Source organism: Pseudomonas sp. BN411, assembly GCF_029871235.1.
Lineage (GTDB): Bacteria > Pseudomonadota > Gammaproteobacteria > Pseudomonadales > Pseudomonadaceae > Metapseudomonas.
In genome coordinates, this window is sequence record NZ_SSOM01000069.1 from 1 (window position 1) to 21,285 (window position 21,285).

Below are 21,285 nucleotides of genomic sequence, written 5' to 3' on the forward strand. Positions count from 1 at the left end.
TACAGCGCGAAGCGCTGGCCGGATAGACCTAAACCGGTGTCCAGTTTTACTTGACCACTTCAGAATTCCTTCGCCAAGGGCTGCGCAGCAGCCCCGTAGGTTGGTCCGAGCGCAACGAGGCCCAACGATTCCGGCCTCGGCTACGAAACGTTGGGTTTCGTTCCTCTACCCAACCTACGAGAACTCCGGGGGGTGAATTCCTTCGCCAAGGGCTGCGCAGCAGCCCCGTAGGTTGGCGCTGAGCTTGCGAAGCCCAACGCGTCGGTCGCCTTGGCTACGGGCATCGGCGCGGATCAGGCGGTGATGCCGAACACTTCTGCCAGGTGCTCTTCATAGCGCTGAACATCGGCCGCGATGTTCGGCTGCTTCATCACATCCACGCAGAGGAAGGTGGGCAGGGCGCTCATACCGAGGAACTGATTGGCCTTGTGGAAGGGCAAGTAGACCGCATCCACGCCCTTGGCCTCGAAGAAATCGGTGGGATCGTCGAACGCCTGCTGCGGCGCGTTCCAGGTCAGCGACAGCATGTACTGCTTGCCCTGGATCAGGCCGCCGCTGCCGTATTTCTGCGAGGCGTCGGAGCGGGTACGGCCGTCGTTGGCGTAGAGGCTGCCGTGACCGGCGGTGAACACTTCGTCCAGGTAGCGCTTCACGGTCCAGGGGGCGCCCATCCACCAGCCGGGCATCTGGTAGATCACCACGTCGGCCCAGAGGATTTTCTGTACTTCTTCGGCCACGTCGTAGCCGCCGTCGATGAAGGTTTCCTTCACGTCGAAACCGGCGCGGTCGAAGAAGGCCAGCGCGGCCTCATGCAGGGTGGCGTTGTAGCGGCCGTCGGAGTGGGCGAACTTCTTGCCGCCGTTGAGCAACAGGACTTTTTTCATGGCAGTAGCCTCCGTAAATCGATGTGGCGGCAGACTACCGGTCGCGCCCCCGCGGAAAAATCCGCGCAGGCGCAATTGATATTTGCTCAAAAGTCATTAATTCAGGTCTTTGCCTTGCTATAGGGTTTATAAAACTTATCACCTGCAAGGCCATCGCCATGACCCAGCCCTACGGCTTCATCCTTCATGCCCATACCCGACCCGAGAAGGCGGACGAGTTTGAGGCACTGTTCCGCGCCTATGTCGAACCCAGCCGCGCGGAAGAGGGCTGCATCGAGTACCACATGCTGCGGGATGCCCGGGACCCGAGCCTGTTCATCTTCTACGAGGTCTGGAAAAGCCGCGCCCATCTGGCTATCCACAGCGCGCTGCCGCACATGCGGCGCTTCCATGAGCAGCGCATGGAGTTTCTGCAACGGGATTTTGAGATCCGCGAGATCGAGATGCTCAGCACGTCCTCGGCCCGCGCCTAGAACGCGTCGCGGATCAGCCGCAGGTACTCCGGCCGTCCGCCGATGTCGTTGTGCCCCGCATTGCTAATCACCTCCCGCCGAGCCACGCCTGAGCGGAATTGGGCGAAGAGCTTTTCGCTGCTCCAGCGCGGAATCACCTCGTCGTGCCCGGCGACGATCAGCAGGGTGGGAGCGGTGATGGCCGGGGCGTAGCGCCAGGACTCGTACTTGTCCTGCAGCATCCAGCGAACCGGATAGATCGGGAACTGCCGCTGGGCCAGTTCAAGCACGCTGTTATAGGGCGTAACCAGCACCAGGTGCGCCACCGGACGCTGGCTGGCCAGGCGGATGGCAACGCCGCTGCCCAGGCTGCGGCCGACCACGGCCACGTCGCCGTGCAGGGCATGCACCTTGTCGAACAGCTCCAGGGCGTCGTGTTGGATGGCCTCCTCGGTGGGCTTGCCGGTGCTGTCGCCGAAACCCCGGTAGTGCAACAGGTAGAGCGCGTGGTCGGGGAAGGCTTCGGCAAAATCCGGCAGGCTGCGGGACACATCCTCGGCATTGCCGCCGAAGTAGATCAGCGCCCTGGAACTGGCCAGCGGACGCACGGTGACGACGATCTGCTCATCCGTCACCGGCAGCATCAGCTGCCGGTCCGGGCCGCCAATGGCGCGCGGCTGCGGGAAGTAGATCAGTGAACGCTGGAACACCATGAGCAGCACGCCCACGCCGAGGTAGAGCGCAAGTGCGATCAGGACGACGCCGACCAGGCTGCGGCTCATGGCAGCCCAGCCGGCGAAAATCGCCCGATTGCCCTGAGCAAGGGCTCAGAACGCCGAACGGACCACGCCACCATCCACCCGCAGCGCCGCGCCATTGGTGGCGGAGGATGCTTCCGAGCAGACATACACCACCAGGTTGGCGACCTCGTCGGGCCTGGCGAAGCGCTTGATGAGGGAGCTGGGGCGTGCGGTTTCGAAGAACTCCTTCTCGAACGTCTGGAACGACTGACCACCGGACAGCTTCTCGACGAACTCCTCCACGCCTTCGGAACTGGTCGGGCCGGGCAGCACGGAATTGACCGTCACCCCGGTGCCCGCGCAGCTCTCGGCCAGCCCGCGTGACAGGCCGAGTTGGGCGATCTTGGTGACGCCGTAGTGGATCATCTCCACCGGAATCTGCACGCCGCTTTCACTGCTGATGAACACCACGCGGCCCCAGTTCTTCGCCTTCATCTTCGGCAGGTAAGCGCGGGACAGGCGCACACCGGACATCAGGTTGATGTCGAGGAAGCGCAGCCAGTCCTCGTCCGGAATGTCCTCGAAGGGCTTGGGATCGAAGATGCCCAGGTTGTTCACCAGCACGTCCACCGCCGGGTAGCGCGCCGTCAGGGCGTCGATCTGCGCCGGGTCGGCCAGGTCGCCGGCGAAGCCTTCCACCCTGGCCCCCGGTTGCGCCGCGAGCAGCCGGGCAATGGCCTCGTCCACCGAAACCTGGGAGCGGCCGTTGACGATCACCCGCGCGCCCTCCCGCGCCAGTCCCTGCGCGATGGCGAAGCCGATGCCCTTGGTCGAACCGGAAACCAGGGCGAGTTTGTTCGAGAGTCTGAAGTCCATCGAGGGAATCTCCGCATGGGAAAAAGCGGCCAGGCAATGCCCGTTTGTTTCCGGGCGGAGACGCCTGGCACCGAATATCCACGGATTCGGTATAGACGCCCCGCGTGGATTGGCCAGGTCCCCGGGCCGAAAGCTTTCCTAAGCTGAAAGGGCATGTCCCAGCGAGGTGGTCCCATGGAACGCAAACACGGTCTCGATACCTACAAGCGCCTGAAGAAACAGCACCCGGCGTATTTCCAGGCGGTGGAAACCCTTGGCGCCGTGGTGCGCCAGGTCGGCCCCCTGGACGAGCGCAGCTTGCAGCTGATCCAGCTCGCCGCCGCTGCCGCCGTCCACTCCGAAGGCGCCGTCCACAGCCATACCCGCCGCGCCCTGGAAGCCGGCGCCACCCCCGAACAGATCCACCACGCCCTGCTGGCGCTGACCAGCACCATCGGCTTTCCAACCGTGGTCGCCGCCCTGAGCTGGGCGGGGGATGTGCTGGAGGGTGGGGAGTAGGGCGCATTGCTTCAGGTAGGAGCGAGCTTGCTCGCGAAAGAGCAGGCTCAGCAGGTTCGCGAGCAAGCTCGCTCCTACACGTTCGGCCATGAGCCAGGCGCAGAGATCATGCGCCAGATTCGTAGGATGGGTTGAGCTCCGCGATACCCATCACACCCTACGGCGAACCCGCCACCTCGGGCTCCTGCTGCTGGAGCATCCACATCTGCGCATAGGTGCCGCCGGCTTCGAGCAATTCGCGGTGGGTGCCTTTTTCGATCACGCGGCCGGCGTCGATCACCAGGATCTGGTCGGCGTCCATCACGGTCGACAGGCGGTGGGCGATGACCAGCGTGGTGCGGCCGACCTGGATGCGGTCCAGCGCTGTCTGGATGGCCTTCTCCGACTTGGAGTCCAGCGCCGAGGTGGCTTCGTCGAAGATCAGGATGGCCGGGTTCTTCAGCAGGGCGCGGGCGATGGCCACGCGCTGCTTCTCGCCGCCGGACAGCTTGAGGCCGCGCTCGCCAACTTGCGTCTCGTAGCCATCGGGCAGGCGCAGGATGAAGTCGTGGATATGGGCGGCGCGGGCGGCGGCTTCCACGTCCTCGCGGCTGGCGCCGGGACGGCCGTAGCTGATGTTGTAGTAGATGGTGTCGTTGAACAGCACCGTGTCCTGGGGAACGATGCCGATGGCGCTACGCACCGAGCCCTGGGTCAGTTCGCGCAGGTCCTTGCCGTCGATGCGGATATGCCCGGCGTCGATGTCGTAGAAGCGGTAGAGCAGGCGGGCGAGGGTGGATTTGCCCGAGCCGGAATGGCCGACCACCGCCACCGTGCCACCGGGGGGAATTTCGAAGTCCACGCCGTGGAGGATTTCCCGGCGCGGGTCATAGCCGAAGTGCACATTCTCGAAGCGCACGCGTGGGCGGCTGGTCTGCAGCGCGATGGCGCCGGGGGCATCCTGTACGTCCTGGCGCTCGTCCAGCAGGCCGAACAGGCGCTCCATGTTGGTCAGCGCCTGTTTCACCTCGCGGTACATCATCCCCAGCATGAACAGCGGCGCGGAGAGTTGCAGCAGGTAGGTGTTCACCAGCACCAGGTCGCCGATGGTCAGCTCGCCGGCCACCACGCCGGCAGCCGCGCGCCACATCATGGCGGTGACGCCGATGGCGACGATGGCGGTCTGGCCCAGGTTGAGCAGTGCCAGGGACTTGGTGGCCTTGACCCGTGCGTTTTCCAGGAAGCGCAGGTTCTCGTCGTAGCGCGCCGACTCGTGGGCCTCGTTGTTGAAGTACTTCACCGTCTCGTAGTTGAGCAGCGAATCCACGGCACGCTCGTTGGCGCGGGTGTCCGCCTCTACGGATGCGCGGTAGAAGCGGGTGCGCCATTCGGTGACGGCGAAGGTCCACAGGCCGTAGGCCACCAGGGTGCCGAGGGTGATGAAGGCGAAGCCCCAGTCATAGGCCCAGACCAGCACAGCCGTCACCAGCAACACCTCCAGCAAGGTCGGGACGATGGTGTAGAGGGTCCAGTCCAGCAGATCGGAAATGGCGCTGCCGCCACGCTCCACGTCCCGTGCTACGCCGCCGGTGCGACGGCTGAGGTGGAACTTCAGGCTCAACCCGTGCAGGTGCTGGAACACCTTCAGGGTGATCTGCCGCGAGGCGCGCGCCATCACGCGGGCGAACACCACCTGGCGCAGTTCGGTGAACAGGGTGACGCCGATGCGCGAAGCTCCATAGGCCAGCAGCAGCGCTATCGGCAGCACCACCAGGCTGGGCTCGACGTTGAGCTGGTCGACGATCTGCTTGAGGGCGATGGGTACGTAGAGGTTGGCCAGCTTGGCCGCGACTATCAGTCCCAGGGCCAGGGCGATGCGGCCCACATAGGGCCGCAGGTACGGCAACAGGGTGGCGATCACCGCAGCATCGCCACGGGAGCCTGCCTTGCGCGCGATGGGCGCGGAGCCGTCGTTCTTGCTGTTGACCGCGTCCTGCGGCGTGGGGTTGTTGTCCAGGGCTGCCATCGCCCACCTGCCTTCTGTTACGGAGATGTGGCGACCTTACTCCAGCGACGGGCGCATCGCGACGTTTCCCGGCTGATACGGCTTATTGGCGCGGCTGATACCGGGGCGCTTCCGTGAAATCACGGTCACGCCATCGGCGGTAGGCGACGCTTCACCGGGGTCTTCTTGACGATGGCGGTGCTGGTTTCGGCGTAGACATTGATGCGGTCGAGCAGGGTGTCCAGCTGCTCCATGGAGCGCACGCAGAGGCGGGCGATGAAGCAGTCGTCGCCGGTCACCTTGTCGCACTCGGTGAACTCCGGAATTTCCTGGATCTTGCGTTCCACCACCTGCAACTGGCCGGGCAGGGGGCGGATGCGGACGATGGCCTGGAACTGGTAGCCGAACGCCTTCGGGTCCACGTCCACCGTGTAGCCGGTGAGCACGCCGCGTTCCTCCAGCTTGCGCAGCCGTTCCGCCACGCTGGGGGAGGAGAGGCCGCTGATCTGCGCCAGCGCCTTGAGGGAGCGGCGGGAGTCTTCCATCAGTGCGGAAAGCAACAACTGGTCGATATCGTCGGTCATGGATGCCTCGTTAGGTAAACGGACGAAAGTGCCTTGATAGTAAAGGTAGATGGTTAATCAGGCCTTCGCTTTCGCATGGAGTCGCCCCAATGTGGCTCGGCATACTGTGCCCCATGCAGAGGAGCCCAATCATGGACAAATCAATTCATCGCGGTTCGTTGGAAATGGTCGCCGCCATGCTCATCTCCGGCACCATCGGTTGGCTGGTGATGCTCTCGGGACAGTCGGTGCTGGATGTGGTGTTCTGGCGCTGCCTGTTCGGCGCAGTGACCCTGCTGGTCATCTGCGCTTTCATGGGCTTCCTGCGCCCCGGCATCCTGACCCGCACCACCTTCCTTCTGGCGGTACTCAGCGGTGTGGCCATCGTCGGCAACTGGGTGCTGCTGTTCGCCTCCTATTCGCGGGCGTCCATCTCGATCGGTACGGCGATCTACAACGTCCAGCCGTTCATGCTGGTGGGGCTGGCGGCGCTGTTCCTTGGCGAGAAGATCACCGCGCAGAAGCTGGCCTGGCTGGCGGTGTCCTTCGCGGGGATGTTGGCCATCGTCAGCGCCCACGGCGGGCAGGGCGAAAGTGGCAGCGATTACCTGGCGGGCATTGCCCTGGCGCTGGGCGCGGCACTGCTTTATGCCATCGCCGCGTTGATCATCAAGCGGCTGAGCGGGGTGCCTCCGCACCTGATCGCGCTGGTCCAAGTCACCACCGGCGTGCTGTTGCTGGCGCCCATGGCGAACCTGTCCAGCCTGCCCCAGGGCAGCGACACCTGGTCGATCCTGCTGACCCTCGGGGTGATCCACACCGGCGTGATGTACGTGCTGCTCTATGGCGCGATCCAGAAACTGCCGACTGCCATGACCGGCGCGCTGTCGTTCATCTACCCGATTGCGGCGATCTTCGTCGACTGGTTCGCCTTCGGCCGGCACCTCGAACTGCTGCAGTGGGTGGGCGTGGCGGCCATTCTCGTCGCGGCGCTGGGCATGCAGCAGGGGTGGGGCTTCAACCTGCGCCGGGCGGCACAAGCTCAATCGTAGGTTGGCGCCAGCGAAGCGCGGCCCAACGATTGGTCCGATTCCCGCATCGTTGGGCTTCGCTGCGCTCAGCCGCAACCTACGGGCGCGGTGCGCTCAATGCACTTCTTTCGAAACCTGGCCGAACTGGCGATCTGCCGTGCTCAGGCGCTCCAGTTCGCGGCGCACCATGTTGGCGAACGCCGAAGGCTTGAGGTGGTAGAGCTCGGTGGCGACCCAGGCCAGCCAGCGCGGGCCCATGGCCTCGCGCTGCGCCAGCAGGCGCAACGCTTCGGCCAAGGCCTGCTCGGCATGTTCCTGGTGGAACTGCCGGCGGCCCTGGGGATCAGTCGACTTGCAGGCCGACATAGACGTTCTGTACGTCGTCGTGGTTGTCCAGGGCTTCGAGGAAGGCTTCCACTTCCTCCAGCTCGGCGCCGGACAGGCTGACCGGGTTCTTCGCCTTGTAGCCCAGGTTGGCCGACTGCACGGTGAAACCGAATTCCGGCAGGGCCTTGCACACGGCGTCCAGGTCGGTCGGGTCGGTGTAGAACAGGGTGGCGCCGTCTTCGGCGGCTTCGAAGTCCTGGGCGCCGGCTTCGATGGCGGCCAGTTCAACGTCCGCGTCGGCGCTGGCCGGCTCGGCCTCGATCATGCCCAGGTGGTCGAAGTCCCAGGACACGGAACCGGAGGTACCCAGCTGGCCCTTGCGGAACAGCACGCGCACTTCGGCAACGGTGCGGTTCACGTTGTCGGTCAGGCACTCGACGATCACCGGCACGCGGTGCGGCGCGAAGCCTTCATAGAGGGTGCGGTCGTAGTTGACCACTTCGCCGGAAAGGCCAGCGCCTTTCTTGATGGCGCGCTCCAGGGTGTCCTTCGGCATGGAGGCCTTTTTGGCTTGGTGCACGGCAAGGCGCAGCTTGGGGTTCATGTCCGGATCGGCGCCGTTACGCGCGGCGATCATGATCTCTTTCACCAGCTTGCCGAAGATCTTCCCTCGGGCGTTGGCGGCGGCTTCTTTAGGTTTGGCTTTCCACTGGGCGCCCATGTCGGCTCTCTCGCAGGTTCGGATTGGAGACGGGCGACGATTCTACTGGGGCGGCGGGGGAGGCTGCCAGTTGGCTCGTCGGGTCGGGTCTGCCTGTAGGGTGCGCTGTGCGCACCAAGTACCTCGCACGAAGGTTCTGGTGCGCATGGCGCACCCTACAACCAGCCGCTGCGAAGCAGGCGGAAGGCCGCAACGTCGCGCTAGCGATGCCGCTGATACCGGCCGATCAGTTCCGCCTGGGCGAGGATGTGCCCGTCCATCGAGTGGATCAGCATCGCCTTGGTGGGACGGCGCATGTCGGGCAGCGTCTTGTCCAGGGCGAACAGCTTGTGGAAGTAGCGGTGATTGCCGATCGGTGGGCAGGGGCCGCCGTATCCCGTGCGTTGCCAGTCGTTCAACCCTTGCAGGGTGCCCGGTGGCAGGGCGTTGTCCTGCACGCCTTCAGGCAGGATGCCGGCGGTGGGCGGCAGGTTGTAGAGCACCCAGTGGGTCCAGGTCATCTTCGGTGCGTCGGGGTCCGGAGCGTCCGGGTCGTCGACGATCAGCACCAGGCTGCGGGTGCCTGCTGGCGGTTCGGTCCAGGTCAACGGGGGCGAGAGGTCGCGGCCGTCGCAGGTGTGCAGGGCGGGAATCGTCTCGTTGTGGGTGAATGCGGTGGAGCCAAGTCGGAAGGTCATGGCCGTATCTCCCAGGTTGCCAGGTGGATTCAGCAGCTGACCGCAACGGCAACGGCCATTCCGCCGCCGTTGCTACCTCAAAGCATAGTGAATCGCGTCTGGCGGACGGATGGGGCGGATGGGGCGAGAGGGTCTGCCTAGACTGTTCAGGCACGGATTCCGTGCTCGTGAGGGCTCCGGCCCATCCACCTGAAGGTTCGACACGGCCATGCTGCAGGCGGTTCTTCTCGACATCAGCGGCGTCTTGCATGTGGACGACCAGCCCCTGCCGGGCGCGCTGCAAGCGGTTCGACTGCTGCAAGCGCGGGGCGTGCCATTGCGCCTGATCACCAATACCTCGCGCCAGGATCGGGCGGCGGTACATCGGCAATTGACGGCGATGGGCTTTGCCGTGGACCCCGAGCAGATCTTCACCGCACCGCGAGCCGTGCTGCGTCATGTACGGGCCCAGGGCCTGAGGCCGTATTGCCTGATCCATCCGGGGCTGGAGGAGGAGTTCGCCGACCTGCTGGACCTGCCCGATCCCAACGCGGTGGTTCTTGGCGATGCGGAGCTGCGCTTCGACTATGCCCACCTCAATCGCGCCTTCCAGTTGCTGATCGAAGGTGCGCCGCTGATCTGCATGGGTGACAACCGCTACTTCCGCAGCCAGGGCGCCCTGCACCTGGATGCCGGCCCCTTCGTGCGGGCGCTGGAGTACGCGGCGGGAACGTCGGCGCTGGTGCTGGGCAAGCCTTCCGCCGCCTTCTTCGCCAGCGTGCTGGATGACTTGGGTACAAGCGCGGCTTCCACATTGATGATCGGCGACGATGTGATCGCCGATGTGCTGGGTGCCCAACAGGCCGGGCTGCCCGCCTGCCTGGTGCGCACGGGCAAGTACCGCGCGGGCGACGAGGCACAGGCGCCGTCTGCCTGGGTAGCGGCGGATCTGGCGGAAGCGGTAAAACACTACTGCTGAGCCGGGTGCCGCATGGCGAATCCGCGCAAGGCCCGCTGTAATGGTGATGTGATGCTGGATTGCCATTATGGATAGACTGCAATTCCCCATGAACGATCATCGCCAGGTGTCGTCCGAAGTCCTGGCACGGCCGGAGTCCGCATGCAGCCGCTGTACTCTCTCAAGGCGTCAGAGAGCGCCAACGATGAGCGATTCGATGGTCTGACCCGCCTGGCCCGGAGCCATTTCGGGGTCATGGCCGCATTGCTGACGACAGGCGCCGGGGAGAGCCAGCAGGTCCTGACCTGCGATGGCCTGGCTCTGGGTAATGCCTCCGGGCTCTATCCCCTCGACCTGGCCTGGCGCCGCACCGACACGGTGCTCGTGGTGCCCGATGCCCATTGCGATGAACGCTTCCGCGATCACCATCTGGTGGTGGCTTCGCCCCATGTCCGCTTCCTCGCGGCGTGTCCGCTGCCGGCTCCGGACGGGGCGATACTCGGCACGATCTGCCTGCTGCACGACCAGCCGCGCGAGCTGGACCCGAGCCAGCAGCAGGTGCTTCGCGAGTTGGCCGGGCTCGCTGCCAGCCTGCTGGCGCGGGAGCAGGCTGACGCTCATCTGGAACGGGAACTGGATGCGCTGCGCGTGAGCGAAAAGCGCATGGCCCTGGCCATCGCCGGAAGCGGCACCGGAATCTGGGACCGCAACGCAGCCACGGGCGAAATCCACTACTCCAACGGCTGGAAAGCGTTGCTGGGCTACGCCGAGCACGAAGTGGGCAACCGCATCGAGGAAAGCTACACGCGCGTCCATCCGGCGGACCTGGAATACGTCAAGGCGACCATCCAGGCCCACTTCGAGCAACGAACCGAGTCATACGAGGTTGAGCATCGCCTGCGCTGCAAGGACGGCAGTTACAAGTGGGTGTGCAGCCGGGGCAAGGTGGTCGAGCGTGATGCGGCCGGCAAGCCATTGCGCATGATCGGAACGACCACTGACATCACCGCCATGCGCTTGATGTCTGAGCAGGTGCAGCAGACCGCCGCGCTGATGACCGACCTGACCAATGAGATTCCGGGGATGGCCTTCCAGTATCGGCGCCTGCCGGATGGCAGATCCTGTTTTTCCTACGTCAGTGCCGGGGTTCGGGACATCTACGGCTTGACCCCGGAACAGCTGGCGGCCAACGAAGACGCATTGCTGGAGATCATCCACCCCGACGACCTGTGCCGATACCACGCGTCCTTCGATGAGTCGGCACGCACGCTGGCACCCTGGCACCTGGAATATCGGGTGCAATTGCCGGGGCAAGGCGACGCCTGGCGGCAGGGCGATGCACGCCCCAGGCGGCTGGAGGACGGCAGCGTGGTCTGGCACGGTTTCATCACTGATGTGACCGAGCGCAAGCAGATCGAAGCCGAACTGCAGGTGTTCGCCACCACGGACTCCCTGACCCAGCTGTCCAACCGTCGGCACTTCATGCAGCAGCTCGATGCCGAGCTGGCTCGGGTGCAGCGTACAGCAGGCCACTGCGCGACGATCCTGATGTTCGACCTGGACCACTTCAAGGCGATCAACGACCGCTGGGGACATTCCGTGGGCGACCAGGCGCTGCGGCATTTCGCGGCGATCCTCTGCTCGCAGCTGCGCAAGACCGACGCAGCGGGGAGGATGGGGGGCGAAGAGTTCGCGGTGGTGCTGAGCGATGCCAGCATTGACCAGGCCGTGACGTTTGCCCGACGCATCCAGAACGAACTTGCCAATGCACCCGTGCTACACGCCGAGGCACGAATCTCCCTGGCCGTCAGCGTCGGAATCGCCGCCATCAACGCCTCGGATGTGAACACCGAAACCACGTTGTCGCGTAGCGACATGGCGCTGTACCGCGCCAAGCGGGGCGGCCGCAACCGAATCGAGTGCCATTGAAGCGAGCTGATCGGGCTAGTCCGTTTCCTTTCAGGTCGCCGTTTCCGGCCTGATAGCGTGTCCGACAAGCTGATTTCTGTGGGGGCGAATTCATGCGCGAAGGGCAACGCAGTTGCCCCCTGCGCCTCCCACGGGCAGCCCTTCGGGCTGCTTGGCGATTGAAATCGCCCCCACAAGGTTGAGCGTCACCCACGTCTGCTTCCGCAGCGGTGGGGAACCGGAGAGCAGCACGGGGTAACAAAGCCTTATCCAGGGCGTAGTAGGGTGAAGAACCGACCTGCGCGCCGCCAATTGCCACGGAGAGTGCACAGGATGGGGCGGAATCGCGCATCATTGGGCGCAGTCAGTTCGAGGGAGGTTTCCATGGAGGTCATGTCATCCGTTCTGCGCCTTGCCGCGCTGTCGCTGGGAGTGGCGCTCGCCAGCACCGCAGTCGCCAGTGAAGAGACGCAGCTGGTGGAGTCCATCAACGCCTATCGCAGCCAGGCGCAGCCCTGCGCCGGCCAGGCCTCGATGGAGCTGCCTCCGCTCAAGCCCGATCCACGCCTGATCCTGCCGGCCGGCAGCATCGGCGACCTGCAACAGGCGCTGACGCGCACGGCCTATCCCCTGGTCAACGTGCAGGCGGTCAACCTTTCCGGCCCGCGCGATGCGCAGGCGGCGATGAAGGCCTTGCAGGAAAGCTTCTGCCAGGTGGTGCTGGACCCGCAGTTCGTCGATGTCGGCGTCAGCCGCGAGGGCCAGGACTGGCGCATCGTGCTGGCGCGGCCGCTGCTGGCCGGTGGCCTGGGCGACTGGCAGGTCGAAGGGCAGAAGCTGCTGGATCAGATCAACACCGCCCGGGGCCAGGCTCGCCAGTGCGGCTCCCAGTCCTTCTCGGCCGCAGGGCCGCTGACCTGGAACGCCACCCTCGCCGGTGCCGCCCAGGAACACACCCGTGCCATGGCCAACCAGAACTTCTTCGACCACAAGGACCGCGACGGCCGCACCCCCGGCGACCGCGCCGAACTGGCCGGCTACACCGCCCAGCTGATCGGCGAGAACATCGCCGCCGGCCTGGATAGCGCCAGCAAGGTAGTGGAAGGCTGGCTGGCCAGCCCCGGCCACTGCGCCAATCTGATGAACCCGCAGTTCCGCGAACTGGGCGCCGCCTACGCGGTGGACCCGAAAAGCGATGCGGGCATCTACTGGACGGCGATGTTCGGGGCGCAGTGAGCGCGACGGGGCGATCAGTTAAGGCTGTTCTTGACTCGTTCGCCGAGAATGTAGGCCTTGCCCCGGTCGGGGGCTACCACGACCGGTAGCAGCGAGTAGCTGCCTTGCGGATAGTTGCCGCCACCACCGGCGCCATACTGGATAACCAGCGTCACCTGATAGCGACCGTTTATGCCGTCCTCCCTCAGTTCCGAGCCATCGGGCGCTTTGGCTATCCAGGCGGTGATGGGGATTTCCGGGTCGCCGTGGGGCTGGAAGGCACTCGCCATCTCGCCGTCATGGATCCGGACAAAGGGCGCTCCATCGCCTTCGTATTCGTAGGTGCCCTTGATTGGCGCCGGAAGGCTGGGACTCACGCTGTAATCCACACCATTGACCGTTTTGGTGAGCAGGCCATTGGCTGCCGGGGCTGGGGCTTCCGTGCTCGCAGGCGTGGGTTGGCTGGCGGCGTTCTCCTGCTCGATCTGCGCCAGTATCTCGGCCGCTTCGGCGTTCACCTCTTCCTCGATTCCCATCTCCTGAATCATCGCCTGGTGCTGGGCCATCAAGGCGGCTACCTGGGCGTCTTGTGCAGCGCTATCCGCACTGGCTGTCGGCAGACTGGACTGAGTTCCGACTGATTCAGGCGGAGCGGGCTCGGAGGTGGTTGGCGCATCGGTCGAGATGGAGTGGATCGGCTCCATGGCGGGGACCGATTGCTCGCTGTGGGTTAGCGTCGGGGATGGGGCAGCCTGCTCAGCGACCAGTTGCTGCTCTGCCGGCACCGGCGGGGTGGGCTGGGCAATCACCGGCTTGGGCGCGTTCTCTTCCGGATAGGGCGTGGAGAACAGGACTTTCGTCACCTTGCCGTCAGCGTCCGCTTCGACGATCTCATGTACATAAGCGCCATCGGCGGACTGGCGGATACGGTAGGGCGCGACGCCCAGGAACAGCACGGAACCATCGGCTTCGAGGCTGCCCAGCCATTCGACTCCATACAGGTTGCTGATCAACTGGCCCGGCCTTGCTCCGGGGCGAATGGTTCGGCTGAACAGCACATCGCCAGCGGGGCTTCGCGCCGTTTCGCGGATTTCCTGGCCGGGCTTGCTCCAGGACAGTTCGTAGCCGGGCACGTCCTGCTGCTGGGGCGTGAAGCGATGTCCCACGAGAGAGGCGTACGCGCCCCACACCGCTGGGTCTGCATTGACGCGGATGCTGAAGTCCGCTGGCGGTACTGCTTGCGTAAAGCCGGACTGGGGCGGCACGGGCGCACACGCGGCCAACAGGCTGACCGCGAACCAGAGGGCAAGGCTGGATGCCGCACGGGCGCGGGGTACGGCCGATGGCGATGTCGTGATTTTCATTGTTGTTATTCGCTCCTGTCCCTTGTTGGTCGTGCTCCACGGCAACCCGGTGTTTTTACCGGAAGCCTAGACGGATGGACAGCAGGCGCGCGGCGATCGGACCCGCAGTGCGGAGCGCGGCTGGCGCCCCTTCTCGGGCATTCGCCGAATTTTCAGTCCTGGTCGAGATGGGCTCCGAAGCCACTCTGACCTTCGGCGAGCTCTGCGCGAAGGGTGAGGGCAGGAATCTCGTAGTCGCCTGCGTTCTGCTTGCGGTAGGGAATGGGGGCCGTCTGCCAGAGGTTATCCAGGCGCTGGCCCAGTTCTTCACGTACGGCCGCGAAGCGGACTTCGTCCATGCGGCTGGTCCGGTAGACCAGGAACGGCGGCAGCACGTCGAAGCCGGGGTAGTGCAGGACGCCGTGCTGGATGGGGAACAGCAGGTCATCCATGGGGCCATTGATGCCGCGAGGGCTGTAGTGGGAGTCCCAGCCACCCGTGGTGACGATCAGCATGGCGCGCTTGCCGGCCAGGTTGCCCTCGCCGTAGCGGTTGCCCCAGCGGCTGTCGGAGTGCTCGCCCACGCCGTAGGCGAAGCCATAGGCGTAGACCCGCTCGACCCAGCCCTTAAGGATCGCCGGCATGGTGAACCACCACATCGGGAACTGCAGGATCAGCGCATCGGCCCAGCGCAGCTTGTCCTGCTCGCGGGCGATATCGTCACTCTGCCGGCCATTGGCGAAGGCCTGCTTCGAATCCCCGGACGGGGAGAACGGGGCGGAGGGCTGGTAGTCGAGGTGGTCATCGGCATCCAGCGTGGCCTTCCAGCCCATGGCATAGAGATCGCTGACTTGCACCTGATGACCGGCGGCTTCGAGGCGTTGTACGGCGAAATCCTTGAGGACGCCGTTGAGGGAGCGGGGTTCGGGGTGGGCGAAAACGATCAGGACATTCATGGGGAAAACCTCCAGTGCGGGATAGGCGCAGGATGGTGATCCGCCAGGTATATTGGAAATGAATATCCAGTATTCCAGGTATTTCAATGAATAATCTCAGGCGTCTGGACCTCAACCTGCTGGTGACCCTGGACGTGCTGTTGGCTGAGCACAACGTCACCCGCGCGGCGGAGCGGCTGAACTTCTCCCAGCCCTCGGTGAGCGTGCACCTGGCCAAGCTCAGGGAGATCTTCGACGACCCGCTGCTACTGCCGGGGCCGCGCGGCATGCGCCCCACCGCCCGTGCCGAGGAACTGCGTGAACCCCTGCGCCAGGCACTGGAGGCCCTTGAGCTTGCAGTGGCGCCGGCCAGCGCCTTCGATCCCGCCCAGGCGCAACAGACCTGGCGCGTCGCCGCGACCGACTATGGGGAGTCGTCCATCCTGCTGCCGGCCATGGCCGGGCTGCGGGCGCGGGCACCGGGGACCCGGGTGGCGGTGGTGGAAATGGTGCCGGCGCGTATCGCCCGGCAGGCAGAGCAGGGCGAAATCGACCTGGCTTTCCACACCGCCGAAGGCTCGCCGCCCAACCTGCGGCGCCGCACCCTGTTCGCCGAGCGCTATGTGCTCGCCGGCCGTGCTGGCCATCCGGCATTGAAACGACGACCGACCCTGAAGCAGTTCTGCGCGCTGGAGCAGGTGATCGTCTCTCCCGATGGCGGTGGCTTCTTTGGCATCACCGACGAGATGCTGGCCGAACGGGGTCTGGAGCGGCGGGTGGTGCTGTCGGTGCCGCACTTCCTCTTCCTGCGCTCGGTTCTGGAGAACTCTGACCTGGTGGCCATGCTGCCTGAGCGGCTGGCGCGGGGCAGTCACGCGCTGCAAGTGGTCGAGCCTCCCGTGGAGGTGCCGGGCTACGAGATGGCCATGCTCTGGCACGAACGCTCCCACCGCGACCCGGCGCATCAGTGGCTGCGGGAGCAGATCGTTCAGGCGGTGTGAGGCTTGTAGGAGCGAGCTTGCTCGCGAACCTTCTGAGCCGATCTTTCGCGAGCAAGCTCGCTCCTACACAAACCCTCGAAGGCAGAAACGACAACGGGAGCCCTAAGGCTCCCGTCGAGGTGAATCATCAGTGCGGCTGGTTCAGAGTCAGGCGCATGTGACGGTTCACATCCTTGTACAGCAGGTAGCGGAAGCGACCAGGGCCGCCCGAGTAGCAGGCCTGCGGGCAGAAGGCGCGCAGCCACATGAAGTCGCCAGCTTCCACTTCGACCCAATCCTGGTTCAGGCGGTACACCGCCTTGCCTTCCAGCACGTACAGGCCGTGTTCCATCACGTGGGTTTCAGCGAAGGGAATCACGCCGCCCGGCTCGAAGTTCACGATGTTCACGTGCATGTCGTGGCGTATGTCGCTCATGTCCACGAAGCGGGTGGTGCTCCAGCGGCCTTCGGTATCCGGCATCACCTTCGGCTCGATGTCCTGCTCGTTGGTGACGAAGGCTTCCGGCAGCGGTACGCCGTCGACTTTCTGGTAGTGCTTGCGAATCCAGTGGAAGCGGGTGTGCTGACCAGTGGTGTTGCGCACCTTGTAGTCCGCGCCCGGCGGAATGAAGGCGTAGCCGCCCGGCAGCATGGTGTGGACCTGGCCCTGCAGGGTCAGGGTCAGTTCACCTTCCACGATGAACAGCACGGCTTCGGCGTTGACGTCCTGCTCCGGCTTGTCGCTGCCGCCGTTGGGGGCGAGTTCAACGATGTACTGGGAGAAGGTTTCAGCGAAACCGGACAGCGGGCGGGCGATGACCCACATGCGCATGTTGTCCCAGAAGGGCAGGTGGCTGGTGACGATGTCACGCATCACGCCCTTCGGGATCACGGCATAGGCTTCGGTGAACATCGCGCGGTCGGTGAGCAGCTCGGTCTGTGCCGGGTGCCCGCCGTGCGGCGCGTAATAGGTGGATTTGGCCATGGGGTATTTCCTCATTGTTGTCTTGCTGCCTGGCGCGCGGCGCCAGGTCGAACAATTCGTGCAGATCGGTGCGCCACCGGGGGCGCTGGCCGTCGCTGGGAACCACCATATCCAGCGATGAGTTCATGCACAAATTAAATGTTGGAATCCACCATATTCGGTTTTCAAATGCGAGATTGGCACCGCTCAGGCCCGTGTGTCCTGGGCCAGAACCCGCGAAAGCACGCGAGCGAGTTCCTTCACCATTGGGTCTGCTGCGGGGCGGTGCAGCAGCGCCACCTCGAACACATCCACTGACGGCAAGCCGGTGTTCTTCGGCACCACGGCGTGGCCCGCCGTCACTGCGCGCAGTGGCAGCAGGCCGATGCCCATGCCGTCGGCAATGGCCGACTGGATGCCGGAGAGGCTCGAACTGGTGAAGCTGATGTGCCAGCGCCGGCCCACGGCTTCCAGGGCGGCGATCATCTCGTCGCGGTAAACCCCGCGCGGCGGGAAGGTAACGATGGGCAGTGGGTCGAGGTCGATGCAAGGGTTCTTCGCGCTATCCACCCAGCGCGTCTTCTCCGGCCAGCAGGCCACCGCCTCGCGGCTGTTCTGGCGTTGCTTGAGCAGTACCAGGTCCAGCTCGCCACGGTCGTAGCTGGCGGAAAGATCGCGGCTGAGGCCGCTGGTGACCTCCAGCTTCACCTGCGGGTAGCGCCGGTTGAAGGCGGCCAACTGCTCGGTGGTGCGTCCGCTGGCGAAGTCATCCGGCACGCCGATGCGCACCGTCAGCGCCACCGTGGCGCCGGACAGCGCCTCGACCATCTCATCGTTCAGCGCCAGCAATCGCCGCGCATAGCCCAGCAGTGTCTCGCCGGCGTCGGTGGGCAGTACGTCACGGTTGCCGCGCTCCAGCAGGCGATGCCCGGCCATCTCTTCCAGGCGGCGGATCTTCTGGCTGATGGTGGATTGGGTCGAATGTAGGCGCGTCGCGGCGGTGGTGAAGCTGCCGCAGTCGGCCACCGTGACGATGGCCCGGAGCAGGTCGAGGTCGAACAGGCGGGTATTCGATTTGTCACTTTCGCTCATGGCGGTATCGATTTTCTGAATGTCGATTCCGCTTTTATCAGCTCGCTTGAACGTCGGCAATGTGTTGGCCGGCGGTAATGCAAAGGGCCTGAATGCGTTGGCGCGTCCAGGCCCTTTTGCTGGTTGGGGTTCAGCGGGTTTCCAGGCGGCTCAGGGAGTGGCCGGCGACGAATATGGAAGCGGCGAGCAGCCCCAGGTCCTTGAGGAGGAACTGGCCCGGCGCGACGCTGATGCCGGGGAAGCCAACGCTGGGCTCAATCACGCCGGGCGTCGAGAACATGAAGCTCAGCGTGGTGAAAAACAGCCCGGCGGAGAGGGCACCACCCACCAGCGAAAGCTTCGGCGACAGCAACCGCCCCGCAATCAGGAGGCCGATGGACACCTCGAGGAAACCGAGCAGGGTGGAGAAGGTCCGCACGCTGAACAGATCGTACAACCAGCCCAGCAGCGGACTGTTACTCACGAGGGGAACCAGCCCCTCTGCTTCGTACTGCGTGAACTTCATGCCGCCGAACCAGAAGTAGATGACGGCGAGGGCGAAGTAGATGCCATAGGTTCCGATTGCGGTGGTGAAAGCCCCGAGGGACAGGTTGTTCGACTGAGCGGTGTTGGCATTGCCGGTGATGTTCAAAGTATTCATTTGTCGTGCTTCTCGTAACTTGGCTAGGGGCGTCCCGACGCAACTGGCTAAGCGGCCGGGGGACGATGGATCAACGTGCAACCTGCGTGAAAACAACCGAGTCGTTGTTCCGTGCCCCTCACGCCAGGGGGCGTCAGTTACCGACCACATTCGAGCCGTTGATGGGTTATCTCCCGCTGACCCCACGCGGTATGCGTTGGGCGTGGAGATAGTGTTGCCTCGCGCGCCTAGCTTTTGGGTTCAGAAAATACGAATTTTGATGCAGATCGTCTAAATGCGGCGGGGGGATGTGCTGGGCCATCCGCCGGAATGAAAAGAGTCAGGCGGGCCCGGGACGTCGTGGTTTTGGAGGGAATGTTTCGAAGCAGCGGGCTACGCACAGCCCGCTGCGTGATTTCTATTGCGTCCTTCAGGGAAGGCCATGGACCGACGGTGATCAGAGATCGGTGCTCTGACTCCAGGGATCGCTGCTCTTCGCGCGCCGGTCGACCTGGCGGCGGTCCTGCTCGAAGCGGATCGACTGACGACGATCAGTGCCCTTGCGCCGATCACCCCCTCCACGGGTATCGATCTTGAACACCGCTTTACCTCGGGAAGAAGGCGCAGCTGCAGTTGGCGCAATGGGCTCAAGGTTGAGTTCGTCGGGGTTCAGTTTGTCGTCAGTGTTCATCTCTGTGCTCCGGTGGATCGACTTCTGAACTGAGGGTAGATCGGGGTTTTTCCCCGTACTTGGGGGATGGAACGAGCGGGCGATTACGGGGGGCTGACGGGCAGGGAGGGGCACGAATGATCCGGAGGGGGCAGACGGCCTTGCCAGTCTTCCTGAATGTTCACGCCCGGTTTGCTGCGTGAGTGGCTTGTCTGGATGAAAGAGGTATGGGGATTAGAGAAGCCCTTGCTTTTTGATGGTCAGGAAACTTCTGCCTTTTTGCATGAATATTCCCAGTTTCTTGTCATTTAGATAATTCGAGAAGAAGTATTGTAAGAGATTTCTGATTTTGAGTTTCCCTAAGAGCTATTTCTGCGTGAGGAGGGGTTAGGAATCTAATGGTTGGTTCTTGTTGGATTTGAGTTCAAGTGCTCTGCTCTAGGTGCTCTAAGAATGGAGGAAGAGTGATGAGCGAACGTGAGGGGCCAAATAAGAGGTTTGAAGATGTAAGGCAAGAAGTGAAGAGTATGCGGTCCTCCTTGTATCATCTTACGAACAAGTGCAATTCGCGCTGCAAGGGTTGCTGGTTCTTCGAGTTTGAATTTGATACTCGAGTTCACGAATTGGATGATATAGAGGTTTGGCAAGAACGGGGGCGACAAGAGGCTGAGCGTGGAATAAATGCTCCGCTTCTAATTAGCGGTGAACCGTCAATTTTTCTTGATTGGGTCAAGTTTTTCATGGAGTACATGCCAATGGTTACGGTCTCAACCAATGGGCTAAAAAAGATACCTGGTCCTATTTCAGTCAGTTTGTATGGTCACGATATCATCCGAGAAATCGAGGCCACCTCCCTGTCGAGGAGGTGATTTGAATGCGTATTGAGAAGATCGATCTATACGGCAACGGAAAATTCTTCGTTCGCGAGTTCTGTCCTATCCGCGAGCCAGTTGGTCACCTGGTGGTCATCTGTGGTGGACTCGGGATCAATGCAGTGTTCTATCAATCCTTTGCGCGCTGGCTTACTGAAAAGGGCTGTTGCGTAGTGACCTTCGATCATCGTGGTCTCGGTCTCAATGTAGTTCCCGACGAAGAGATGGCGGAGATTGATTTGGAGACCTGGCTCAGCCAAGACCTGAGTACCATCCTATATTGGCTACGCCTGAAATATCCCGATTTGCCACTTTGCTGCGTCGGACACAGCTTCGGTGGCGCGACCCTGGGGGCGTCTCCAGCAATTGGGTTGGTGGATCGTATCGTGCTGGTGTCGGCGCAGAGTGGCTACATGGGGCATTTCGATCCTCGCATCCGGGCGTTGCTCGGCATGTATGTGTATGTCCTGATCCCACTGCTGGTTCCAATACGAGGTTATTTTCCGGCGAAGAAGATTGGTGCTGGAGAAAACATTCCCCGAAAGGTGATTCATCGCTGGCGGCGATGGGTGCAGGCGCCGGGATACATTCAGGCTGACTACGGACTGAACCGGGAAGGATATCGGAGGTTCAAGGGAACGCTCGCGGCGCTGGCGTTCAGCGATGACCGTATGGCCCCCCTGAGCAGCGTTGCGGAGGTCGTTGACTACTACAGCCAGGCCTCACATTCATCACTACAGAGCATTTCCCCTGAAGAGACGGGTATGAACGAGATAGGGCATTTCAAGATGTTCTCTCGCGATGCTTCGGAAGCAGTCTGGCCTCTGATTCATCAGAGTCTGGTTTCATCGCCGGACTGGCTTGGCGGCATTCGCTACTGAGCACTCTCAACTTCTCGACGGCTATTAGCGTTGGAGGTTGAGCAGTACAGTTTTTGCGATACCCATCGGTTTCGTCACGATGGGTATCGCTCCGCTCCACCTCATCCTACTCATTG

At 63.5% G+C, this 21,285-nt stretch carries 23 protein-coding genes; 9 read left to right on the plus strand and 14 right to left on the minus strand.

Annotated elements, in window-relative coordinates; all coding sequences use genetic code 11:
• Nucleotides 1-293: 293 nt before the first annotated feature.
• Nucleotides 294-884, minus strand: a complete 591-nt coding sequence (locus E8F06_RS15680) for an NAD(P)H-dependent oxidoreductase (RefSeq protein WP_280368846.1) — start codon at nucleotides 882-884, stop codon at nucleotides 294-296.
• A 158-nt stretch (nucleotides 885-1,042) separates the two neighbouring features.
• Here E8F06_RS15680 and E8F06_RS15685 point away from each other — a divergent pair, with 158 nt between their 5' ends.
• Nucleotides 1,043-1,357: a putative quinol monooxygenase gene (locus tag E8F06_RS15685; protein WP_280368848.1), complete on the plus strand. Its 315-nt coding sequence runs from the start codon at nucleotides 1,043-1,045 to the stop codon at nucleotides 1,355-1,357.
• On the opposite strand, the gene E8F06_RS15690 is transcribed toward E8F06_RS15685, so the two are convergent.
• Nucleotides 1,354-2,118, minus strand: coding sequence for an alpha/beta fold hydrolase (locus E8F06_RS15690; RefSeq protein ID WP_280368851.1), 765 nt, complete (start codon nucleotides 2,116-2,118; stop codon nucleotides 1,354-1,356). The two genes, E8F06_RS15685 and E8F06_RS15690, sit on opposite strands and share 4 nt — an antisense overlap.
• 45 nt (nucleotides 2,119-2,163) lie before the next feature.
• On the minus strand, nucleotides 2,164-2,952 hold the full coding sequence (locus E8F06_RS15695; RefSeq protein WP_280368855.1) for an SDR family oxidoreductase: 789 nt from the start codon (nucleotides 2,950-2,952) through the stop codon (nucleotides 2,164-2,166).
• A 174-nt stretch (nucleotides 2,953-3,126) separates the two neighbouring features.
• Here E8F06_RS15695 and E8F06_RS15700 point away from each other — a divergent pair, with 174 nt between their 5' ends.
• Nucleotides 3,127-3,450, plus strand: a complete 324-nt coding sequence (locus tag E8F06_RS15700; RefSeq protein ID WP_280368858.1) for a carboxymuconolactone decarboxylase family protein — start codon at nucleotides 3,127-3,129, stop codon at nucleotides 3,448-3,450.
• A gap of 157 nt (nucleotides 3,451-3,607) precedes the next feature.
• Here E8F06_RS15700 and E8F06_RS15705 read toward each other — a convergent pair whose 3' ends face one another.
• Both E8F06_RS15705 and E8F06_RS15710 read right to left on the minus strand, forming a co-directional pair.
• Complete coding sequence (locus tag E8F06_RS15705; RefSeq protein WP_280368859.1) at nucleotides 3,608-5,455, minus strand: ABC transporter ATP-binding protein/permease; 1,848 nt, start codon at nucleotides 5,453-5,455, stop codon at nucleotides 3,608-3,610.
• Between the two features lie 125 nt (nucleotides 5,456-5,580).
• Nucleotides 5,581-6,018: an Lrp/AsnC family transcriptional regulator gene (locus E8F06_RS15710; protein ID WP_280368861.1), complete on the minus strand. Its 438-nt coding sequence runs from the start codon at nucleotides 6,016-6,018 to the stop codon at nucleotides 5,581-5,583.
• A gap of 131 nt (nucleotides 6,019-6,149) precedes the next feature.
• On the opposite strand from E8F06_RS15710, the gene E8F06_RS15715 reads away from it, so the two are divergent.
• Entirely contained in the window at nucleotides 6,150-7,049 is a 900-nt protein-coding gene (locus E8F06_RS15715; protein ID WP_280368863.1) for a DMT family transporter, read from the plus strand.
• A 93-nt stretch (nucleotides 7,050-7,142) separates the two neighbouring features.
• Here E8F06_RS15715 and E8F06_RS15720 read toward each other — a convergent pair whose 3' ends face one another.
• The 3 genes from E8F06_RS15720 to E8F06_RS15730 all read right to left on the minus strand — a co-directional run bounded on the left by E8F06_RS15720 (nucleotide 7,143) and on the right by E8F06_RS15730 (nucleotide 8,753).
• Nucleotides 7,143-7,394 (minus strand): hypothetical protein, encoded by a 252-nt coding sequence (locus tag E8F06_RS15720; RefSeq protein WP_280368864.1) that lies wholly within the window; start codon nucleotides 7,392-7,394, stop codon nucleotides 7,143-7,145.
• A complete protein-coding gene (locus E8F06_RS15725; RefSeq protein ID WP_151132535.1) occupies nucleotides 7,372-8,076 on the minus strand; it encodes a YebC/PmpR family DNA-binding transcriptional regulator in 705 nt (234 codons plus the stop codon). The genes E8F06_RS15720 and E8F06_RS15725 overlap by 23 nt, the downstream gene beginning before the upstream one ends.
• Nucleotides 8,077-8,276: 200 nt before the next feature.
• On the minus strand, nucleotides 8,277-8,753 hold the full coding sequence (locus tag E8F06_RS15730) for a YbhB/YbcL family Raf kinase inhibitor-like protein (protein WP_280368865.1): 477 nt from the start codon (nucleotides 8,751-8,753) through the stop codon (nucleotides 8,277-8,279).
• Nucleotides 8,754-8,961: 208 nt separating this feature from the next.
• Here E8F06_RS15730 and E8F06_RS15735 point away from each other — a divergent pair, with 208 nt between their 5' ends.
• The 3 genes from E8F06_RS15735 (at nucleotide 8,962) to E8F06_RS15745 (ending at nucleotide 12,834) form a co-directional block, all read left to right on the plus strand.
• Nucleotides 8,962-9,711 (plus strand): TIGR01458 family HAD-type hydrolase, encoded by a 750-nt coding sequence (locus E8F06_RS15735; RefSeq protein ID WP_280368867.1) that lies wholly within the window; start codon nucleotides 8,962-8,964, stop codon nucleotides 9,709-9,711.
• 141 nt (nucleotides 9,712-9,852) lie between these two features.
• Nucleotides 9,853-11,619 carry a diguanylate cyclase gene (locus tag E8F06_RS15740; RefSeq protein ID WP_280368869.1) on the plus strand — a complete coding sequence of 589 codons (1,767 nt, stop codon included), beginning with the start codon at nucleotides 9,853-9,855 and terminating at the stop codon, nucleotides 11,617-11,619.
• Between the two features lie 363 nt (nucleotides 11,620-11,982).
• Entirely contained in the window at nucleotides 11,983-12,834 is an 852-nt protein-coding gene (locus tag E8F06_RS15745; protein ID WP_280368872.1) for a CAP domain-containing protein, read from the plus strand.
• A 14-nt stretch (nucleotides 12,835-12,848) separates the two neighbouring features.
• On the opposite strand, the gene E8F06_RS15750 is transcribed toward E8F06_RS15745, so the two are convergent.
• Nucleotides 12,849-14,177, minus strand: coding sequence for a hypothetical protein (locus E8F06_RS15750; RefSeq protein WP_280368874.1), 1,329 nt, complete (start codon nucleotides 14,175-14,177; stop codon nucleotides 12,849-12,851).
• A gap of 152 nt (nucleotides 14,178-14,329) precedes the next feature.
• Nucleotides 14,330-15,112: an NAD(P)H-dependent oxidoreductase gene (locus tag E8F06_RS15755; protein ID WP_280368876.1), complete on the minus strand. Its 783-nt coding sequence runs from the start codon at nucleotides 15,110-15,112 to the stop codon at nucleotides 14,330-14,332.
• An 86-nt stretch (nucleotides 15,113-15,198) separates the two neighbouring features.
• Here E8F06_RS15755 and E8F06_RS15760 point away from each other — a divergent pair, with 86 nt between their 5' ends.
• Entirely contained in the window at nucleotides 15,199-16,092 is an 894-nt protein-coding gene (locus E8F06_RS15760) for a LysR family transcriptional regulator (protein ID WP_280368878.1), read from the plus strand.
• Nucleotides 16,093-16,219: 127 nt separating this feature from the next.
• Here E8F06_RS15760 and E8F06_RS15765 read toward each other — a convergent pair whose 3' ends face one another.
• The 4 genes from E8F06_RS15765 to E8F06_RS15780 all read right to left on the minus strand — a co-directional run bounded on the left by E8F06_RS15765 (nucleotide 16,220) and on the right by E8F06_RS15780 (nucleotide 19,437).
• On the minus strand, nucleotides 16,220-17,056 hold the full coding sequence (locus E8F06_RS15765) for a bifunctional allantoicase/(S)-ureidoglycine aminohydrolase (RefSeq protein ID WP_280368880.1): 837 nt from the start codon (nucleotides 17,054-17,056) through the stop codon (nucleotides 16,220-16,222).
• Nucleotides 17,057-17,242: 186 nt separating this feature from the next.
• Complete coding sequence (locus E8F06_RS15770; RefSeq protein WP_280368883.1) at nucleotides 17,243-18,127, minus strand: LysR family transcriptional regulator; 885 nt, start codon at nucleotides 18,125-18,127, stop codon at nucleotides 17,243-17,245.
• Between the two features lie 130 nt (nucleotides 18,128-18,257).
• Nucleotides 18,258-18,767 carry a DUF417 family protein gene (locus E8F06_RS15775; RefSeq protein WP_226282374.1) on the minus strand — a complete coding sequence of 170 codons (510 nt, stop codon included), beginning with the start codon at nucleotides 18,765-18,767 and terminating at the stop codon, nucleotides 18,258-18,260.
• 436 nt (nucleotides 18,768-19,203) lie between these two features.
• Nucleotides 19,204-19,437 carry a hypothetical protein gene (locus tag E8F06_RS15780; RefSeq protein WP_280368887.1) on the minus strand — a complete coding sequence of 78 codons (234 nt, stop codon included), beginning with the start codon at nucleotides 19,435-19,437 and terminating at the stop codon, nucleotides 19,204-19,206.
• 446 nt (nucleotides 19,438-19,883) lie between these two features.
• Between E8F06_RS15780 and E8F06_RS15785 the strand changes: the two genes are divergently transcribed.
• Together E8F06_RS15785 and E8F06_RS15790 are read left to right on the plus strand one after the other, a co-directional pair.
• Nucleotides 19,884-20,285, plus strand: coding sequence for a radical SAM protein (locus E8F06_RS15785; protein WP_280368889.1), 402 nt, complete (start codon nucleotides 19,884-19,886; stop codon nucleotides 20,283-20,285).
• 5 nt (nucleotides 20,286-20,290) lie between these two features.
• Nucleotides 20,291-21,169 (plus strand): alpha/beta fold hydrolase, encoded by an 879-nt coding sequence (locus E8F06_RS15790; RefSeq protein WP_280368891.1) that lies wholly within the window; start codon nucleotides 20,291-20,293, stop codon nucleotides 21,167-21,169.
• Nucleotides 21,170-21,285 lie beyond the last annotated feature (116 nt).

Coding starts and splice junctions, on each gene's coding strand:
- E8F06_RS15680 (WP_280368846.1), bottom strand. CDS start 884: ATGAAAAAAGTCCTGTTGCTCAACGGCGGCAAGAAGTTCGCCCACTCC.
- E8F06_RS15685 (WP_280368848.1), top strand. CDS start 1,043: ATGACCCAGCCCTACGGCTTCATCCTTCATGCCCATACCCGACCCGAG.
- E8F06_RS15690 (WP_280368851.1), bottom strand. CDS start 2,118: ATGAGCCGCAGCCTGGTCGGCGTCGTCCTGATCGCACTTGCGCTCTAC.
- E8F06_RS15695 (WP_280368855.1), bottom strand. CDS start 2,952: ATGGACTTCAGACTCTCGAACAAACTCGCCCTGGTTTCCGGTTCGACC.
- E8F06_RS15700 (WP_280368858.1), top strand. CDS start 3,127: ATGGAACGCAAACACGGTCTCGATACCTACAAGCGCCTGAAGAAACAG.
- E8F06_RS15705 (WP_280368859.1), bottom strand. CDS start 5,455: ATGGCAGCCCTGGACAACAACCCCACGCCGCAGGACGCGGTCAACAGC.
- E8F06_RS15710 (WP_280368861.1), bottom strand. CDS start 6,018: ATGACCGACGATATCGACCAGTTGTTGCTTTCCGCACTGATGGAAGAC.
- E8F06_RS15715 (WP_280368863.1), top strand. CDS start 6,150: ATGGACAAATCAATTCATCGCGGTTCGTTGGAAATGGTCGCCGCCATG.
- E8F06_RS15720 (WP_280368864.1), bottom strand. CDS start 7,394: ATGTCGGCCTGCAAGTCGACTGATCCCCAGGGCCGCCGGCAGTTCCAC.
- E8F06_RS15725 (WP_151132535.1), bottom strand. CDS start 8,076: ATGGGCGCCCAGTGGAAAGCCAAACCTAAAGAAGCCGCCGCCAACGCC.
- E8F06_RS15730 (WP_280368865.1), bottom strand. CDS start 8,753: ATGACCTTCCGACTTGGCTCCACCGCATTCACCCACAACGAGACGATT.
- E8F06_RS15735 (WP_280368867.1), top strand. CDS start 8,962: ATGCTGCAGGCGGTTCTTCTCGACATCAGCGGCGTCTTGCATGTGGAC.
- E8F06_RS15740 (WP_280368869.1), top strand. CDS start 9,853: ATGCAGCCGCTGTACTCTCTCAAGGCGTCAGAGAGCGCCAACGATGAG.
- E8F06_RS15745 (WP_280368872.1), top strand. CDS start 11,983: ATGGAGGTCATGTCATCCGTTCTGCGCCTTGCCGCGCTGTCGCTGGGA.
- E8F06_RS15750 (WP_280368874.1), bottom strand. CDS start 14,177: ATGAAAATCACGACATCGCCATCGGCCGTACCCCGCGCCCGTGCGGCA.
- E8F06_RS15755 (WP_280368876.1), bottom strand. CDS start 15,112: ATGAATGTCCTGATCGTTTTCGCCCACCCCGAACCCCGCTCCCTCAAC.
- E8F06_RS15760 (WP_280368878.1), top strand. CDS start 15,199: ATGAATAATCTCAGGCGTCTGGACCTCAACCTGCTGGTGACCCTGGAC.
- E8F06_RS15765 (WP_280368880.1), bottom strand. CDS start 17,056: ATGGCCAAATCCACCTATTACGCGCCGCACGGCGGGCACCCGGCACAG.
- E8F06_RS15770 (WP_280368883.1), bottom strand. CDS start 18,127: ATGAGCGAAAGTGACAAATCGAATACCCGCCTGTTCGACCTCGACCTG.
- E8F06_RS15775 (WP_226282374.1), bottom strand. CDS start 18,767: ATGAATACTTTGAACATCACCGGCAATGCCAACACCGCTCAGTCGAAC.
- E8F06_RS15780 (WP_280368887.1), bottom strand. CDS start 19,437: ATGAACACTGACGACAAACTGAACCCCGACGAACTCAACCTTGAGCCC.
- E8F06_RS15785 (WP_280368889.1), top strand. CDS start 19,884: ATGAGCGAACGTGAGGGGCCAAATAAGAGGTTTGAAGATGTAAGGCAA.
- E8F06_RS15790 (WP_280368891.1), top strand. CDS start 20,291: ATGCGTATTGAGAAGATCGATCTATACGGCAACGGAAAATTCTTCGTT.